15 protein-coding genes are annotated in these 15849 nt (G+C 65.7%); 11 read left to right on the top strand and 4 right to left on the bottom strand.

What is annotated here, in order from left to right; all coding sequences use genetic code 11:
• Positions 1-25 precede the first annotated feature (25 nt).
• The 9 genes from ACSQ3P_RS05220 (at position 26) to rimO (ending at position 8759) form a co-directional block, all read left to right on the top strand.
• Positions 26-193: a hypothetical protein gene (locus ACSQ3P_RS05220; protein ID WP_158516247.1), complete on the top strand. Its 168-nt coding sequence runs from the start codon at positions 26-28 to the stop codon at positions 191-193.
• Positions 190-1749 carry a siroheme synthase CysG gene (gene cysG, locus ACSQ3P_RS05215; RefSeq protein WP_436164528.1) on the top strand — a complete coding sequence of 520 codons (1560 nt, stop codon included), beginning with the start codon at positions 190-192 and terminating at the stop codon, positions 1747-1749. Before ACSQ3P_RS05220 ends, cysG begins: the two co-directional genes overlap by 4 nt.
• Before the next feature lie 263 nt (positions 1750-2012).
• A complete protein-coding gene (locus ACSQ3P_RS05210) occupies positions 2013-3050 on the top strand; it encodes a sulfate ABC transporter substrate-binding protein (protein ID WP_436164527.1) in 1038 nt (345 codons plus the stop codon).
• Between the two features lie 3 nt (positions 3051-3053).
• Complete coding sequence (cysT, locus tag ACSQ3P_RS05205) at positions 3054-3899, top strand: sulfate ABC transporter permease subunit CysT (RefSeq protein ID WP_436164526.1); 846 nt, start codon at positions 3054-3056, stop codon at positions 3897-3899.
• Positions 3900-3945: 46 nt separating this feature from the next.
• Positions 3946-4785 (top strand): sulfate ABC transporter permease subunit CysW, encoded by an 840-nt coding sequence (gene cysW, locus ACSQ3P_RS05200; protein WP_436165165.1) that lies wholly within the window; start codon positions 3946-3948, stop codon positions 4783-4785.
• Between the two features lie 14 nt (positions 4786-4799).
• Positions 4800-5846: a sulfate/molybdate ABC transporter ATP-binding protein gene (locus tag ACSQ3P_RS05195; RefSeq protein WP_069693821.1), complete on the top strand. Its 1047-nt coding sequence runs from the start codon at positions 4800-4802 to the stop codon at positions 5844-5846.
• A 190-nt stretch (positions 5847-6036) separates the two neighbouring features.
• Positions 6037-6474 (top strand): OsmC family protein, encoded by a 438-nt coding sequence (locus tag ACSQ3P_RS05190; RefSeq protein ID WP_069691622.1) that lies wholly within the window; start codon positions 6037-6039, stop codon positions 6472-6474.
• Entirely contained in the window at positions 6471-7340 is an 870-nt protein-coding gene (locus ACSQ3P_RS05185) for a sulfurtransferase (RefSeq protein ID WP_436164525.1), read from the top strand. The genes ACSQ3P_RS05190 and ACSQ3P_RS05185 overlap by 4 nt, the downstream gene beginning before the upstream one ends.
• A gap of 99 nt (positions 7341-7439) precedes the next feature.
• A complete protein-coding gene (gene rimO / locus ACSQ3P_RS05180; RefSeq protein ID WP_436164524.1) occupies positions 7440-8759 on the top strand; it encodes a 30S ribosomal protein S12 methylthiotransferase RimO in 1320 nt (439 codons plus the stop codon).
• Between the two features lie 107 nt (positions 8760-8866).
• Here the strand turns inward: rimO and ACSQ3P_RS05175 are convergent, their stop codons facing one another.
• Positions 8867-9247 carry a hypothetical protein gene (locus ACSQ3P_RS05175; RefSeq protein ID WP_436164523.1) on the bottom strand — a complete coding sequence of 127 codons (381 nt, stop codon included), beginning with the start codon at positions 9245-9247 and terminating at the stop codon, positions 8867-8869.
• 236 nt (positions 9248-9483) lie between these two features.
• Positions 9484-10458, bottom strand: a complete 975-nt coding sequence (locus tag ACSQ3P_RS05170) for a quinone oxidoreductase family protein (RefSeq protein ID WP_436164522.1) — start codon at positions 10456-10458, stop codon at positions 9484-9486.
• Positions 10459-10595: 137 nt separating this feature from the next.
• On the opposite strand from ACSQ3P_RS05170, the gene ACSQ3P_RS05165 reads away from it, so the two are divergent.
• Together ACSQ3P_RS05165 and ACSQ3P_RS05160 are read left to right on the top strand one after the other, a co-directional pair.
• The gene (locus ACSQ3P_RS05165; protein ID WP_436164521.1) at positions 10596-12242 is read left to right on the top strand and encodes a SulP family inorganic anion transporter; all 1647 of its coding nucleotides are present in this window, start codon (positions 10596-10598) and stop codon (positions 12240-12242) included.
• Between the two features lie 54 nt (positions 12243-12296).
• Positions 12297-13472 (top strand): UbiH/UbiF family hydroxylase, encoded by a 1176-nt coding sequence (locus tag ACSQ3P_RS05160; RefSeq protein ID WP_436164520.1) that lies wholly within the window; start codon positions 12297-12299, stop codon positions 13470-13472.
• A 108-nt stretch (positions 13473-13580) separates the two neighbouring features.
• Here the strand turns inward: ACSQ3P_RS05160 and ACSQ3P_RS05155 are convergent, their stop codons facing one another.
• Positions 13581-14708 carry a CaiB/BaiF CoA transferase family protein gene (locus ACSQ3P_RS05155; RefSeq protein WP_436164519.1) on the bottom strand — a complete coding sequence of 376 codons (1128 nt, stop codon included), beginning with the start codon at positions 14706-14708 and terminating at the stop codon, positions 13581-13583.
• 35 nt (positions 14709-14743) lie between these two features.
• Positions 14744-15715 (bottom strand): AEC family transporter, encoded by a 972-nt coding sequence (locus ACSQ3P_RS05150; RefSeq protein WP_436164518.1) that lies wholly within the window; start codon positions 15713-15715, stop codon positions 14744-14746.
• Positions 15716-15849: the final 134 nt, after the last annotated feature.

Raw genomic sequence — 15849 nt, 5'->3', positions numbered from 1 at the left:
ATTGCGCGGATTGAAGGAGGACAGCATGGACAGCGAGATCGCAAATCTGCTTCCGAAGCAGCCCCATGAGCGCTGGTTCGATCTTTGCTTTCGCCTTATCATTGTGCTCTTGGCTGTCTTCTGGTTGCTGATGCCGCCAGCGGGGGGCGAGACGCGCCCCACCGATGTCAGAGCCACCACAGCGACGCGATGAGCGAAAGACAACCAGAGCCGACCACCGCGCGCCGCATCGACAGGCTGGCGACGCTGCCGCTCTTCCACAAGCTGGAAGGACGCAAGGTCGTGCTCGCCGGCGGCAGCGAGAGCGCGCTCTGGAAGGCCGAATTGATCGCGGCGGCCGGGGCCGACCTCCGTGTTTTCGCCGGCGATGCGGCTGACCGCTTCACGCCCCTCGCTAGAGCGTTTTCGAGCGAAGTGGATACCGGTTCGCGTGAAGAAAACGCGTCAGAACAAAAGGCTAGAGCAATTGAACGATCCAATCGGATCGAAAATTGCTCTAGCGAACCGCCCGCCGGCCATGTGACCGTGGTTGCCCGGCATTGGCAGCCGGACGATCTGGCCGACGCGGCGCTTGCCATCGGTGATATCGAGGATCTCACGGAGGCGCGCGCCTTCGCGGCGGCTGCGCGGCAGCTGGGCGTGCCGGTCAATGTCGTCGACAAGCCCGAATTCTGCGATTTCGCCTTCGGCTCGCTGGTCAACCGCTCGCCCCTGATCGTCGCGATCTCGACCGACGGCGCCGCGCCCGTCTTTGGGCAGGCGATTCGCGCCAAGATCGAAGGGTTGCTGCCGGCCGGGTTGAAGAGCTGGGCCCAGGCGGCCAAGGACTGGCGGCCCGCCGTGCAGGTGCGCGAGCTTCCTTTCGCGCTTCGCCGCGCCTTCTGGGAGCGCTTCACGGCGCGCGCCATCGCAGCTCCCGAACGAGAACCCGGCGAGATCGACAGGAGCGACCTCTTCAGCGCGCTCGACCGGCTTGAAAACGCCCATGACGGCACGGGCCGGGTGACACTGGTCGGCGCCGGCCCTGGCGACCCGGAACTGCTGACGCTGAAGGCCATCCGCGCGCTGCAGAGCGCCGACATCATCTTATATGACGACCTCGTCTCGTCTGGCGTGCTGGAATTCGCCCGCCGCGAAGCCAAGCGCATGCTGGTCGGCAAGACCGGCTATGGCCCGTCCGTCAAACAGAGCGACATCAACGCCCTGATCGTCGCGCTGGCAAGTCAGGGCAAGCATGTCGTGCGCCTCAAGGGCGGCGACCCCGGCATCTTCGGCCGCGCCGGCGAGGAGATCGAGGCCTGTGCCGCCGCCAATATCCCGGTCGCGATCGTGCCCGGCATCTCGGCGGCGCAAGGGGCTGCGGCCTCGCTTGGCCTGTCGCTGACCCATCGCGACCATGCGCGCCGCCTGCAATTCGTCACCGGCCATGCCCGCAGCGGCGACCTGCCGGACGATCTCGACTGGCAGGCCATGGCCGACCCCTATGCGACGACGGTGATCTACATGGCGCGCGCCACGCTCGCGGGCTTCCGTGACCGCGCCGTGGCGGCCGGGCTCGATCCGCAGACACCGGCCGTTGCCGTGCTGGCGGCGACGCGGCCGGACGAAGTCCGGGTGGCGGCGACGATCGCTACATTGCCTGATATGCTCGGCCAGCTGCCGGCCAAGGGCCCTGTGCTTGTCCTGGTAGGGCATGCGCTGGGAGCGGTAGCCGCTACCAGCGTATCGCAGGATCTGCGCCGGGCTTGAATTCGGCGCTGCGACACCAGCCTATTCGGACTTGTGCCTGATTTGTCCGCAAATCTCGTTGCGCGGAAAATGCCTGACCAAAAATACGGTGGAACGCCTTCAAGGGAGACGCGTTTTCTCCCATAGGGTTCAAGTTTGGAACGGGCCTGCTGCAGCATGCCGTTGAGGCTGGTGCGAAAATTCAGTACGTTTCGTTTGTTATTAAGAACGAATGTCGGTGGTTCCTAGCGAGCCTCCGGCATTGACCGCAACGGAGCCCTGACATGACGCAACCCATCTTTCGCCGTGTGCTTAGAGCCGGGCTCGTACTCGGGGCCTTCTCCTTGTGCTTCGGCGTCGTGGCTGGCGCACGCGCCCAGACCGAGTTGCTGAACGTCTCCTACGACCCGACGCGGGAGCTCTACCGCGACCTCAACGCGGCTTTCATCGCCGAATGGAACGCGAAGAACACCAAGAAGATCACCACCATCCGCCAATCCCATGGCGGCTCGGGCGCACAGGCCCGCACCGTCATCGACGGTCTCAATGCGGATGTGGTGACGCTCGCACTCGCGGGCGATATCGACGCCATCGCCCAGCGCTCGAAGAAGCTGCCGGAAAACTGGCAGACGCGCCTGCCCAACAACTCCTCGCCCTACACCTCGACGATCGTCTTCCTCGTCCGCAAGGGCAATCCCAAGGCGCTCAAGGACTGGGGCGACCTGGTCAAGCCGGGCGTGCAGATCATCACACCGAACCCGAAGACCTCGGGCGGGGCGCGCTGGAACTATCTCGCCGCCTGGGCCTATGCCGACAAGGCCTTCAACAAGGACGAGGCGAAGGTCCGCGACTATATCGGCAAGCTTTTGGCAAACGTGCCCGTGCTCGACACCGGCGCACGTGGCGCGACCACGACCTTCACCCAGCGCGGCATCGGCGACGTGCTCCTGGCCTGGGAGAACGAGGCCTTTCTCGCCTTGCATGAATTCGGCGCCGACAAGTTCGATATCGTCGTGCCGAGCCTCTCGATCCTGGCCGAACCGCCGGTCGCGCTGGTCGACGCCAATGTCGACGCCAAGGGCACGCGGGCCGAGGCGCAGGCCTATCTCGACTTCCTCTACACGCCGAAGGCCCAGGCGATCATCGCCAAGAACTACTATCGGCCGCGCAATGTCGAAGCGGCCGCCGCCAAGGATATCGCGAACTTCCCGAAGCTCGAGCTGGTCACGATCGACAAGGATTTCGGCGGCTGGGCCAAGGCGCAGCCGACCCATTTCGGCGACGGCGGCACCTTCGATCAGCTCTACAAGCCGGCGCGCTAGCTGATGGCGGCGGCGACCTCAGTTTGGCGGCAACCGAGCATCCTGCCGGGATTCGGCATCGCGCTCGGCATCACGCTGAGCGCCTTGTCCCTGATCGTGCTGGTGCCGCTGGTGGCGCTGGCGCTGAAGGCGGCGAGCGCCGGCCCGGCCGATATCTGGGCAGTGACGACCTCGCCGCGTACGCTGGCGGCGCTGCGCCTGTCGTTTTTGGGAGCGCTGTTCGCCGCCTGCATCAACGCCGTCTTCGGCATGATCCTCGCCTGGGTGCTGGTGCGTTACGAGTTTCCGGGTCGTCGTTTCATCGATGCAGCGGTTGACCTGCCCTTCGCCTTGCCGACGGCGGTAGCGGGCATCGCGCTCACGGCGATCTATGCGCCCAATGGCTGGGTCGGCAGCTTGCTGGCGCCCTATGACATCAAGGTCGCCTATACACCGCTCGGCGTGATGGTGGCGCTGATCTTCGTCGGCCTGCCCTTCGTCGTGCGCACCGTGCAGCCGGTGCTGGAGGAGATCCAGGCCGATGTCGAAGAGGCCGCGGCGCTGCTCGGGGCCGGCCGCTGGCGCACGATCTTCACGGTGATCCTGCCTCCGATCTATCCGGCGTTGCTGACCGGCTTCGTCCTCGCCTTCGCGCGCGCGGTCGGCGAATACGGCTCGGTGATCTTCATCGCCGGCAATGTGCCGATGGTCTCGGAGATCGCGCCCCTGCTGATCGTGATCCGCCTGGAGCAATTCGACTATGCCGGCGCCGCCGTCGTTGCGATGCTGATGCTGCTGATCTCCTTTGCCCTCATCGTCTTCGTCAACCTGATCCAGGCGCGGGCGCGCCGGAGGTTCGGCGATGTCTGATGCCACTCTGCCCCAATTCCGGACCGACACGGCCCGCAAGCGTGATATGCGCCGCATCCGCGGCGAAGGCGTTGTCGTCAAGGCTGTACTGATCGGGGTCTCGCTCGCCTTTCTCGCGCTGTTCCTGCTGCTGCCGCTGGCCTCGGTCTTCGTCGAGGCGGGTGCGCGCGGCTGGACGGCTTATAAGGCGGCCGTGACCGAGCCCGATGCGGTCGCGGCGATCCACCTCACCCTGCTGGTCGCCGGTATCGCCGTGCCCTTCAACGTCGTCGTCGGCCTCGCGGCCGCCTGGGCGATCGCCAAGTTCGAGTTTCGCGGCAAGAACCTGCTGATCAGCCTGATCGACCTGCCCTTCTCGGTGTCGCCGGTAATCTCGGGCCTCGTTTTCGTGCTGCTCTTCGGCGCGCAAGGCTATTTCGGCGCCTGGCTCAAGGCCAATGACGTGCAGATCGTCTTCGCCCTGCCCGGTCTCGTCCTGGCGACGGTGTTCGTGACCTTCCCCTTCGTCGCACGCGAGCTGATTCCGCATATGCAATCGCTCGGTTCGGCCGACGAGGAAGCGGCGCTGACGCTCGGCGCTTCGGGCTGGCGGACTTTCCTGACGATCACGCTTCCCAATGTGAAGTGGAGCCTGTTCTACGGCGTGCTGCTCTGCAATGCGCGCGCCATGGGCGAGTTCGGTGCGGTTGCGGTCGTCTCCGGCAAGATTCGGGGGCTGACCAACACCATGCCGCTGCATGTCGAGATTCTCTACAACGAGTACATGAGCGCGGCGGCCTTTGCCGTCGCCTCGCTTCTGGCAGGGCTGGCGCTCGTCACGCTCGCGCTCAAGACGCTGCTGGAATGGCGCTACTCGGATTCCATCGCCGCCAGCCGCCGCCATTGATGAAGGACGCAAGCATGTCGGTCGCAGTCACCATCGAATCGATCGAGAAGCGCTTCGACGCTTTTGCTGCCTTGCGCGGCGTCTCGCTCGACATCCAGCCTGCCGAACTCGTCGCCTTGCTCGGCCCCTCGGGCTCAGGCAAGACGACGCTGCTGCGCTTGATCGCCGGCCTCGAACAGGCTGATCGGGGCCGCGTGCTGTTCGGCGAGACCGATATGCGCGATCTCTCGCTGCGCGACCGGCGGATCGGCTTCGTCTTCCAGCATTACGCCCTGTTCCGGACCATGACGGTCGGAGAGAACGTCGCCTTCGGCCTGAAGTCGCGCCCGCGCGCGGAACGGCCGGACCCGGCGGAGATCAGAAAGCGGGTCGGTGACCTGCTCGAACTCGTGCAACTGCCCGGCCTCGACAAGCGCTATCCGAGCCAGCTTTCGGGCGGCCAACGCCAGCGCGTGGCGCTGGCTCGCGCGCTGGCGATCGAGCCGCGGGTGCTGCTGCTCGACGAGCCTTTCGGGGCGCTCGACGCCAAGGTCCGCAAGGACCTGCGCGCCTGGCTGCGCGATCTGCACCGCCGCACCGGACATACCACCGTCTTCGTCACGCATGACCAGGAGGAGGCGCTGGAACTCGCCGACCGGGTCGCGATCCTGAATGACGGCCGTATCGAGCAGGTCGGTTCAGCGGATGATGTCTATGACCATCCGGCGACGCCCTTTGTCTGCGAGTTCCTCGGCGAGGTGAACAAGCTGCCGGTCAAGGTCGTCGGCAGCCAGGCCTTTTTCGGCGATCGGCCCGTGCTGGGCGGGTTGTCGCAGAATCAGGGCGGACAGGCCGCGCTCTATGTCCGGCCGCAGCATCTGCGCATCGTCGACGATCTGCCGCTGGCGCTGCCTGGCGTGGTCGAGCATCTGCGCCGGAACGGCCCGCTGCGACGGGCCGAAGTCGCGGTCCAGGGGCTGGCAAAACGCCTCGACGTGGATCTGGCGAGCCAGGTCGCGCCGGCGATCGGCGAGCGCATCCGCTTGCGCATCACCCATGGCAGTCTGTTCGCGGCAGCCTGAGCGGTCTCGCTTCGGCCTTCACCAGCCGCTAGCCTAGGTGCGAGAGCCGGATGATTTCAGATGGAATCACAGAGTGATTCCATCTGAAATCTGAATCCGTCTCTCATCTAAAAGTGAGAGCAGGATCAATGCGAAAAACCGGTTCCCACTTTTTCGCATCCTGCTCTGGTGATTTGCATAGGAGCGAACGATGAAAGCGCGGGCGAAATGGGTCGAGGGCATGGCCTTCATGGGCGAGGCCGGTAGCGGCCACGCCGTGATGATGGACGGCGCTCCTGAATATGGCGGCCGCAACATCGGCATCCGGCCGATGGAGATGCTGCTGATCGGGCTGGCCGGCTGCACCGGCTTCGATGTCGTGCAGATCCTGAGGAAGGGCCGTGAGAGCGTCACCGGTTGCGAGGTCGAGGTAGAGGCGGAGCGCGCCACCGAAGACCCCAAGGTGTTCACCAAGATCCACCTCGCCTACAAGATCACCGGGCGTGGGCTATCGCAGGCGAAGGCGGAACGGGCCGTCACATTGTCGAAGGAAAAATACTGTTCGGCTTCGATCATGCTCGGGGCGACAGCTGAGATGAGCTACACGCTCGATGTGGTCGACGAATTGCAGAAGGTGGCGGCCGAATGAGCAAAACCCAATTCTCCGGACTGATCACGCCCGAGGCTCTCGAGCAGCGCCTGGGTGACAGCGATCTGGTCGTCGTCGACATCCGCTCCTCGGTCGATGGCGGCGGCAAGGCCGCTTATGAAGCGGGACATGTTCCCGGCGCAGTGCACAGCGACTACGCGGCTGACGGCTGGCGCGCCAAGGTCGGCAATGCGCCGGGCATGCTGCCGCCGCTGGAGCATCTGGCCACTCTCGCAGGACGGCTCGGCATCAAGCCTCATGACGACGTCGTCATCGTGCCGGCCGGCGTCAGTGCGACCGACTTTGCCGCCGCCGCGCGGGTCTACTGGACGCTGAAGCTGATCGGCCACGGCCAGCAGGCCATTCTCGATGGTGGCTTCAAGGCCTGGAGCGCCGATCCGCAGCGCCCGGTCGAAACCGGGCCATCCGCTCCGAAATCGACCGCCCCCTATCCGGTCGTGATGCAACAGCAGCTGCGCAGCAACACCGACGCAACCCTTGTAGCTTCGCGCAGCAAGCTCGCGACCCTGGTCGATGCGCGTTCAGCGAGCTATTTCGAGGGCCGCGAGAAAGCCGCCGAGGCGGCCCGCGCCGGGCATATCCCGGGAGCGGTCTCGCGCGACTATGCCGCGGCCTTCGACCCCGGGACAGGCGCTCTGAAGCCGATCCGCGATCTGTCCACGCTGTTTGCCGGCGTGCCGAACGGGCCGGCGATCTCCTATTGCAACACCGGCCACACGGCGGCGCTGAACTGGTTCGTGATGTCCGAGGTGCTCGGCCGCGACGAGGTCGCGCTCTATGATGGCTCGATGACCGACTGGACGCAGGATTCGGAGCGGCCGGTTTCGACGGAAGCCGCGGCATAGCCTTCCAGATTTGCCAAACAGGCTGAAACGGTTCAAAGGAAGCGCCGTGCGCGAGCCATGCCGCGCCGCTTCCTTTCAGAATTGTCGAGTCGCCTGCCGATGAACGCCGTCGCGCCGAAAATCTCTTTCGTTTCGCTGGGCTGCCCCAAGGCCCTGGTCGATTCCGAACGCATCATCACCTCGCTGCGCTCGGAGGGCTATGAGCTCAGCAAGTCGCATGCGGGCGCCGATCTCGTGATCGTCAATACCTGCGGCTTTCTCGACAGCGCCAAGGCGGAATCGCTGGAGGCGATCGGGGCGGCCATGTCGGAAAACGGCAAGGTCATCGTCACCGGCTGCATGGGCGCCGAGCCCGAGCAGATCCGCGATGCCTTCCCGAACGTACTCGCGATCACGGGCCCTCAGGCCTATGAGAGCGTCGTCTCGGCCGTGCACCAGGCGGTACCGCCGCGGCACGACCCCTTCGTCGACCTTGTCCCGGACCAGGGCATCAAGCTGACGCCGCGTCATTACGCCTATCTGAAGATTTCAGAGGGCTGCAACAACCGCTGCAGCTTCTGCATCATCCCGAAGCTGCGCGGCGATCTGGTCTCGCGGCCGATCGGCGAGGTGCTGCGCGAGGCCGAGAAGCTGGTCAAGGCCGGCGTCAAGGAACTGCTGGTGATCTCGCAGGACACCAGTGCTTATGGCCTCGACATCAAATACGCCCCATCGATGTGGCAGGATCGCGAAGTTCGCACGCGCTTCTTCGAACTGGCCCGCGAATTGGGCCAGATGGGCATCTGGGTGCGGATGCACTACGTCTATCCGTATCCGCATGTCGACGAGGTCATCCCCCTGATGCAGGAGGGGTTGATCCTGCCTTATCTCGACATTCCCTTCCAGCACGCTTCCCCCAATGTTCTCAAGGCGATGAAGCGGCCGGCTCACCAGGACCGGACGCTCGACCGCCTGCGCAAATGGCGCGAGATCTGCCCTGATCTCGCCATCCGCTCGACCTTCATCGTCGGCTTCCCCGGCGAGACGGAGGAGGATGTGCAGTTCCTGCTCGACTGGCTGAAGGAAGCCAAGCTCGAGCGCGTCGGCTGCTTCAAATACGAGCCTGTGAAGGGCGCACCGGCCAATGATCTGGGCCTCGCTCTGGTCCCGGAAGAGGAAAAAGAGGCGCGCTGGCACCGCTTCATGAAGGCGCAGGCCGAAATCAGCACGCGCATCGTCAAGAACCGCGTCGGCAAGCGCATTTCCGTGATCATCGACGAGGCCGGCCCGACCGTCGCCAAGGGCCGTTCGAAATGGGACGCGCCCGAGATCGACGGCAATGTCTATGTTGCGAGCCGCCGGCCGCTTAGAGCCGGCGACATCGTCACGGTGAAGATCGAGCGGGCCGACGCTTATGACCTGCACGGCGTCGCCGTCTAGAGCAATCTCCGATCCGATTGGATCGTTCAATTGCTCTAGGCCCTTGTTTTGACGCGTTTTCTTCACGCGAACCGGTGTCCACTTCGCTCGAAAACGCTCTATGGCCATCAAGGGTACTCGCAGAAATAGCGGATGATCTGGCCGCCCCGACCACGCACCGCTAAGACCTCACCACCGGCGCAGGCATTGCCGGTGTCCGCGACCTGGCGCACGGGCCGCTGACGCTGCGGCGGCGGTTCGTTGCAGACATGGGTGAGGCAGCCCGAACCGGCGCGACGCGGCTCGACCGCACGGGTCAGGCGGGCCCTGGCGTGATCCTCGCGCAGCACCTGCAGGATCGAGGGATCGCCGCCCCCTCCTCCGTTGCCGCCATTGCTGCCGCCGCCGTCGCCGCCACGGCCTCCGCCGCCACCCTGCTGGGCCATGGCGACTGTCGAGATGGTGAGCGAAGCCAAAACGAGCCCCGCGAAACGAATGGTCCGGTTCATGACCTGTCTCCCGAATGAGGATCAGCATGTGCTGACCCTCATTGGTCGCAGGCCAGGCCGAGCAGGTTCAAAGCCAGGTCGATTTTTCTCAAACCGGCCGGGAAGCCCGCCTTAGAGCGTTTTCGAGCGAAGTGGACACCGGTTCCCTCGCGACAAACGCGAAGCGTTTGCGCGGAGAAAACGCGTTAAAACAAAGAGCTAGAGCTGTTGAACGATCCAGCGGATCGGAAACTGCTCTAGGGGATCAGGACGGTCGAGCCGGTGGTGCCGCGGCTTTCCAGGGCGCGATGCGCATTGGCTGCATCCTGCAGCGCGAAGGTCGCGTTGACCGGCACGGTGACGGCGCCCGACGCGACGGCGCCGAACAGATTGGCCGCCATCTCGATCATGGTCTCGCGCTTGGCGATATGGGTGAAGAGCGTCGGCCGAGTGACGTAAAGCGAGCCCTTCGGCCCGAGCAGGCCGAGATTGAAGGGCTCGACGGCGCCCGACGCATTGCCGAAGCTCGCCAGCACGCCGAAGGGGCTCAGGCAATCCAGCGAAGGCAGGAAGGTGTCCTTCCCGACGCCGTCATAGACCACCGCGCAGAGCTTGCCGCCGGTGATCTCCTTGACGCGGGCCGGGAAGTTCTCCTCGCGATAAAGGATGGTGTGGTCGGCGCCATGCGCCTTGGCGAGCGCGGCCTTTTCCTTCGAGCCAACCGTGCCGATCACGGTCGCGCCCAGCGCCTTGCCCCATTGGCACAGGATCAGCCCGGTGCCGCCGGCCGCGGCATGGACGAGGATGGTATCGCCCGGCTTCACCTTATAGGTGCGGTGGAGCAGATATTCCGCCGTCATGCCCTTCAGCATCATGCTGGCGGCGGCTTCATAGGTAACGGCGTCCGGCAGCGCGACAACCGAATTGACCGCGACGATGCGCTCCTCGGCATAGGAACCGAGCGTCGCGACATAGGCGACGCGATCGCCGACCTTGAACTCGCTGACATTGGGGCCGACCGCCAGAACCTCGCCCGCGCCCTCATTACCGGGCACGAAGGGCAGCTGCGGGGCGGCGTAGAGGCCGGTGCGGAAATAGGTGTCGATGAAGTTCAGCCCGATGGCGCGGTTCCTGACCAGCACCTCGCCCGGCCCCGGCTGGGGCAGCGTGATATCTTCCCATTGCAGCATTTCGGGGCCGCCGACCTTGTGAACGCGGATGGCCTTGACCATGAATCCAACTCCCTGATTTGAGAACGGGACCATAGGGACTTGCATCCGTACCGTGCAACGGCTGGACTGCGCGGGGGACCGGCGTTGGACGCCGAGTCGGACTCGCGAAACTTGCGCAAGTGGGGCGGGCGCGTGACATGACCGAGCAAACGGCCCGTGGCGGCACCGCCGATATTCTCACGCAATTCACCCCCAAGCTGGTTTCGGCGCTGCATGAAGGCTACGGCTTCGACCGGTTGAAGGCCGATGCGCTGGCGGGGCTCACTGTCGCGATCGTCGCTCTGCCGCTCTCCATGGCGATCGCCATCGCCAGTGGAGCGACGCCGGCGGCGGGCCTGTTCACGGCCATCGTCGGCGGCTTCTTCGTCTCCGCGCTGGGTGGCAGCCGCTATCAGATTGGCGGGCCCGCGGGGGCCTTCATCGTCCTGATCGCGGCGACGATCGATCAGCATGGCTTCGATGGGCTACTGCTGGCGACGCTGGTCGCAGGCGCGTTCCTGATCGCCATCGGGTTGCTGAGGCTCGGCACCTATATCCGCTACATCCCGCATCCGGTGCTGGTGGGCTTCACCACCGGGATCGCCATCATCATCTTCGCCAGCCAGATCCGCGACTTGCTCGGGCTGACGCTGCCGGGCAAGGAGCCGGCGGCGCTGCTGCCCAAGCTCGAGGCGCTTGTCGGTGCGCTCGGCACGCTCAATCCTGCGGCCCTGGCGCTCTCGCTGCTCACCATCGGCATCATCCTGGGTCTCAAGCGCATTCGGCCGAGATGGCCCGGGCTCTTGATCGCGGTCGCAGCGGCAGCTGCGCTGGTCTTCCTGCTGAGGCTGCCGGTGGAAACGATCGGCACGCGCTTCGGAGGCATCCCGAGCGCCCTGCCCGCCCCGCACTGGCCTGGCTTTACCCGCGACAAACTGATCGCGATCCTGCCCGCCGCGCTCTCGATCGCGGCGCTTGGCGGCATCGAATCGCTGCTCTCGGCTGTGGTCGCGGACGGGATGACCGGGCGCCGGCATCGCTCGAACATGGAACTGGTCGCCCAAGGGGTCGCCAACATGGCGTCCTCGCTGTTTGGCGGCATCTGCGTCACCGGCACGATCGCGCGCACGGCGACCAATGTGCGAGCCGGCGGCGTCACGCCGGTCGCCGGCATGCTGCACGCGCTGTTCATCCTGCTGTTCATGCTGATCGCCGCTCCATTGGCGGCCTATATCCCGCTCGCGGCACTGGCCGGGGTGCTTGCCGTCGTCTCCTGGAACATGGCGGAGAAGGCGGCCTTCGCCGCGATCCTGAAGCATTCGCGCGCCGACGCCGTCGTGCTGCTCGCGACCTTCCTGCTGGTGATGTTCGAGGATCTGATGGTGGGTATCGGCGTCGGCGTCGTGCTCGGCTCATTGATCTTCATGCACCGCATGGCGCAGGTCGTGACTGTCGAAGCCGGCATGGAGGCCGCCTCCGAGGAAGATGAGGCCGATACGGGGGTCGCGGCACAGCGCAATGGCGACGTCTTCCACTACAAGATCAGCGGGCCATTGTTCTTCGGCGCAAGCACGCAGGTCATCACCGTGCTCGACCGGATCGGGAGCTATCCGGAGCGGATCGTGCTCGATCTATCGGGCGTACCTTTCGCCGATTCGAGCGCAGCCGTTGCCTTGAAGGCGGTGATCGACAAGGCGAAGCATCATGGTGCGACCGTCGAGATCAGCGGCGCAACCCTGGCCGTGCGGCGCGTATTGCTGCATGAGGGCATCCGCGAGCCGCTCGTCGCCTTCCGCAACGCCTGACCTGCGACGCAACGGCCGATGGTCAAGACCGTCTGCTTCAGCTAGCGACAGAGCATGAGCTCTTCTGAGGACAACGCGGTCGATATCGCGATCGTCGGTGCCGGGGCCGTGGGCCTCACTGCCGCGCTCGCGCTGGCCAGGGAGGGACGGCGCGTCACCGTGCTTGGCCCCGTCGCAGCGCCACGTGATGGGCGGACTGTGGCCTTGCTAGACGGCTCCTGGCGCCTCCTCGCCGAGCTCGGGCTGACCGATGCGCTCACCGGCGTGGCCGCTCCGCTGGAAGTGATGCGGCTTGTCGACGACACTGGCAGCCTGTTCCGCCAGCCGCCGGTCGAATTCAGGGCCTCGGAGACCGGGCTCGAGGCTTTCGGTTGGAATGTCGAGAACGCCGAGCTTGTGACGGCATTGGCGCGTGCAGCGCGCCAGCATGACGGAATCCGGCTGGTCGAAAGCCTGGTCTCGGCGATTGCGCCCGGTCAGGATGGCGTGACGCTGTCCGGCGAGGGCTTGTCGCCGTTGCGCGCCCGCCTCGTCGTCGGCGCCGATGGTCGCCAGTCCCGAGTGCGCGCCGCCGCGGGCATTGCCGCGCGCGACTGGCGCTATCCACAGGTCGCGCTGACGGCGATCCTTAGTCATCGCCGCGACCATCAGGAGACCTCGACCGAGTTCCACACCCGCAAGGGCCCCTGCACGCTGGTGCCTCTACCTGGCCGACGCTCATCACTGGTCTGGATGCTGGATCCCGCGGAGGCGGAGGCCGTCGCTGCGCTGGACGATGCTGGTTTCGCCCGCCGGGTCGAGACGCAGACGCATTCGCTGCTCGGTGCGATGAGCCTTGCCGGGCCGCGCGGGCGCGTTCCGATGGGCGGGCTGTCGGTCGAGCGGTTCGCAGCCGACCGCATGGCGCTGATCGGCGAGGCCGCGCATGTATTTCCGCCGATCGGAGCACAGGGCCTCAATCTCGGCCTGCGCGATGTGATGGCTTTGCGTGAGGCGCTGCTCGGCTCGGATGATCCGGGCGGCGACGTCGTGATGGCGGCCTATGACCGGGCCCGCCAGAGCGATGTGCGCCTGCGTACGGGGGCGGTCGACGCGCTGAACCGCACGCTGCTGACCGATCTGCTGCCAGCCGATCTGTTGCGCGGCGCCGGGCTTCTGGCGCTGTCTCGGATCGGCCCGCTGCGCCGCTTCGTCATGCGGCAGGGGCTGGCGGGCGGAACTGCCCGCTGAATCGCTCAGGAGCGCTCTCGAGCGAAGTGGATACCGGTTCGCGTCAAGAAAGCGCGTTAAAACAAAGATCTAGAATAATTGAACGATCCAATCGGATCGGAGATTGCTCTACCCTGCGCCGGGCTTGAGCAGTTCGTCGGTATCCACGCCGCTGGCGCCAACCTTGCGCAAGGCCTGGGCCTGATCGCGAAAGACCGGCGCGAGTGGCAGCGGCGTCGACACGAGCCGCCGTCCGCCTGGCTCCTCGGCCTGCGCATCAAGCAGGCCGCGCGCGGTCAGATGCGGGTCCGCGGCGGCCTCCTCCAGCGTGCGCACGATCGTGCAGCAACAATCGAGCGGCTCCAGCAGATCGCGCCAATGCGCGGCGGGGGCTGATGCAATGATCGCCTCGATGGCGGCTTTCGTGGCGGCCGGATCGGTTCTGTCGTCGCGCAAGCGCTCTTCAAGAGCGATCGCCTCGCAGAAGCCGTCCCAGAATTTCGGCTCCAGAGCGCCGACTGCGAGAAACCAGCCGTCCTGGGTGGCATAGAGCCCATAGCGCGGGCTTGCCCCGGTCAGGAGGCCCTCCCCGCCGGCGGGATAGCGTCCAACCGCCTGGCCTTGCGCCATGCCGTACCAGGCGAAGGCCGGCATCGCGTCCGACATGGCGATGTCGAGATGGCAGCCCTCGCCGCTGCGCTCGCGCTGGCGCAGGGCGAGCAGGATATTGAGCACCGCCGGCATCGTGCCGCCGCCGATATCGGCGACGAGCGCGGGTGGCAGTGGCGCGGGCGCGCCGCGCTTCAGCGACTGGCCGAGCAGCCCGCCGATAGCCTGGTAATTGATATCGTGGCCGGCTTCCTGCGCGCGCGGGCCGGTCTGGCCGAAGCCGCTGATCGAGCAATAGATCAGGCGCGGATTGATGGCCTTCAACGCCTCGAATCCGAAGCCGAGCCGCTCCATCACGCCGGGCCGGAACTGCTCGATCAGGATATCGGCGCTCGTGATCAGCGGGGTCAGGCGCGCCAGCGCATCCGCCGCCTTGAGGTCGATCTCGAGGCTCGCCTTGCCACGGTTGAGCACGGCGAAGGGGGCGGAGGTTTCGCCGAAGCGCGGCGGAAAGCGGCGCATGTCCTCGCCGCCCGGGCGCTCGATCTTGATCACCCGCGCGCCTGCCTCGGACAGGAACAGGCTCGCCAGCGGTCCCGGCAGCAGCGTCGAGAAGTCCAGAACCAGCAGGTCGTCCAGCGGCAGCATCGGCGCCTCGCTTCGGCACCGGCTTGGCCGCGCGCTCAGGGGAACAGGTCGGCGACCATCCTGCCCGTCTTCACCAGCCACAGGAAGCCCGTCAACGTGCCCATCGACACGATGGTGCCGACCAGGATGCAGGCCGAGGCGCGCTCGACGCCGACCTTGTACTGCGTCGAGATCACGAAGATGTTCAGCGCCGGCGGCAGCGCGGCCATGATGATGGCGGTGAAGATCCACTGGTCGGGCACATCGGCGATGGCCGAGAGCAGCACCCAGACCAGCAGCGGATGCAGCACGAGCTTGACCAGCACCAGCAGCGGCACTTCGCCGGGCATCGCCTTCATCGGCCGCAGCGCCACCGTGACGCCGAGCAGGAAGAGCGCGCAGGGCGCGGCCGCCTGCGACAGCCAAAGCGTCATCTTGTCGATCGCCGTCGGCAATTCGAGATGGGTGAAGGCCGCGATCACACCCGCCGCAGTGGCGAGGTTGAAGGGGTGGGTCAGGACCTTCCAGACGATCTCGCCCGTGGTGGCGAGCAGGCTCTTCTTCTCGACACCGGCGATCGCCATCAGGAAAGGGACCAGCGAAAACAACAGGATGCTGTCGAAGACGAAGACCAGCACCAGCGGCGCGCTCGAAGCCGGACCGAGCGCAGCCAGGATCAATGGCGGGCCCATATAGCCGATATTGGAGTAGGAGCCGGCCACTCCCTGCATCACCGACTGGGGTATGTCGCGGCGGGTGAATTTCATCCCGATCGCGAAAGACAGGGCAAACGCGCAGAAGGTCGACAGCGTCGTAGCGATGACGAAGCGCCAATTACTGAGCTCGCTGAGCGGCTTGTCGGCGATCAGCCGGTAGAACAGCGGCGGCAGCGCGACATAGATCAGGAAGAACTGCAGCCAGGCGAGCCCCGCCTCCGGCAATCGCTTGTAACGCCCGATGACGAAGCCGAGCAGGATCAACCCGAAAAAGGGCGCGACAAGATTGAAGATACCGGCAAGGTCGGCCATGCGGATGAGAGCTACCTGAGGCGGTGCGGTGGCCCGCGCCTGGCCGGAATGACGGCGTTGCCTGCCGTTTAGTCGCTTCATGCAAGGGTGCAAGCGCGTTTGCGCCGTGCCGGCAGTCAACCATCGCCGGGCAA

Origin of the sequence: Allobosea sp. LjRoot9 (genome assembly GCF_964252745.1) — a bacterium.
Classification (GTDB): Bacteria; Pseudomonadota; Alphaproteobacteria; order Rhizobiales; family Beijerinckiaceae; genus Allobosea.
This window is presented reverse-complemented; position numbering and strand designations above follow the sequence as displayed.

Bases quoted from the DNA above. Each gene is read 5' to 3' on its own strand.
- ACSQ3P_RS05170 (WP_436164522.1), bottom strand. From the start codon at position 10,458: ATGGTCAAGGCCATCCGCGTTCACAAGGTCGGCGGCCCCGAAATGCTG.
- ACSQ3P_RS05150 (WP_436164518.1), bottom strand. From the start codon at position 15,715: ATGGCCGACCTTGCCGGTATCTTCAATCTTGTCGCGCCCTTTTTCGGG.
- ACSQ3P_RS05195 (WP_069693821.1), top strand. From the start codon at position 4,800: ATGTCGGTCGCAGTCACCATCGAATCGATCGAGAAGCGCTTCGACGCT.
- ACSQ3P_RS05210 (WP_436164527.1), top strand. From the start codon at position 2,013: ATGACGCAACCCATCTTTCGCCGTGTGCTTAGAGCCGGGCTCGTACTC.
- ACSQ3P_RS05155 (WP_436164519.1), bottom strand. From the start codon at position 14,708: ATGCTGCCGCTGGACGACCTGCTGGTTCTGGACTTCTCGACGCTGCTG.
- cysW (WP_436165165.1), top strand. From the start codon at position 3,946: ATGCGCCGCATCCGCGGCGAAGGCGTTGTCGTCAAGGCTGTACTGATC.
- cysT (WP_436164526.1), top strand. From the start codon at position 3,054: ATGGCGGCGGCGACCTCAGTTTGGCGGCAACCGAGCATCCTGCCGGGA.
- ACSQ3P_RS05190 (WP_069691622.1), top strand. From the start codon at position 6,037: ATGAAAGCGCGGGCGAAATGGGTCGAGGGCATGGCCTTCATGGGCGAG.
- ACSQ3P_RS05160 (WP_436164520.1), top strand. From the start codon at position 12,297: ATGAGCTCTTCTGAGGACAACGCGGTCGATATCGCGATCGTCGGTGCC.
- ACSQ3P_RS05175 (WP_436164523.1), bottom strand. From the start codon at position 9,247: ATGAACCGGACCATTCGTTTCGCGGGGCTCGTTTTGGCTTCGCTCACC.
- ACSQ3P_RS05220 (WP_158516247.1), top strand. From the start codon at position 26: ATGGACAGCGAGATCGCAAATCTGCTTCCGAAGCAGCCCCATGAGCGC.
- cysG (WP_436164528.1), top strand. From the start codon at position 190: ATGAGCGAAAGACAACCAGAGCCGACCACCGCGCGCCGCATCGACAGG.
- ACSQ3P_RS05185 (WP_436164525.1), top strand. From the start codon at position 6,471: ATGAGCAAAACCCAATTCTCCGGACTGATCACGCCCGAGGCTCTCGAG.
- rimO (WP_436164524.1), top strand. From the start codon at position 7,440: ATGAACGCCGTCGCGCCGAAAATCTCTTTCGTTTCGCTGGGCTGCCCC.
- ACSQ3P_RS05165 (WP_436164521.1), top strand. From the start codon at position 10,596: ATGACCGAGCAAACGGCCCGTGGCGGCACCGCCGATATTCTCACGCAA.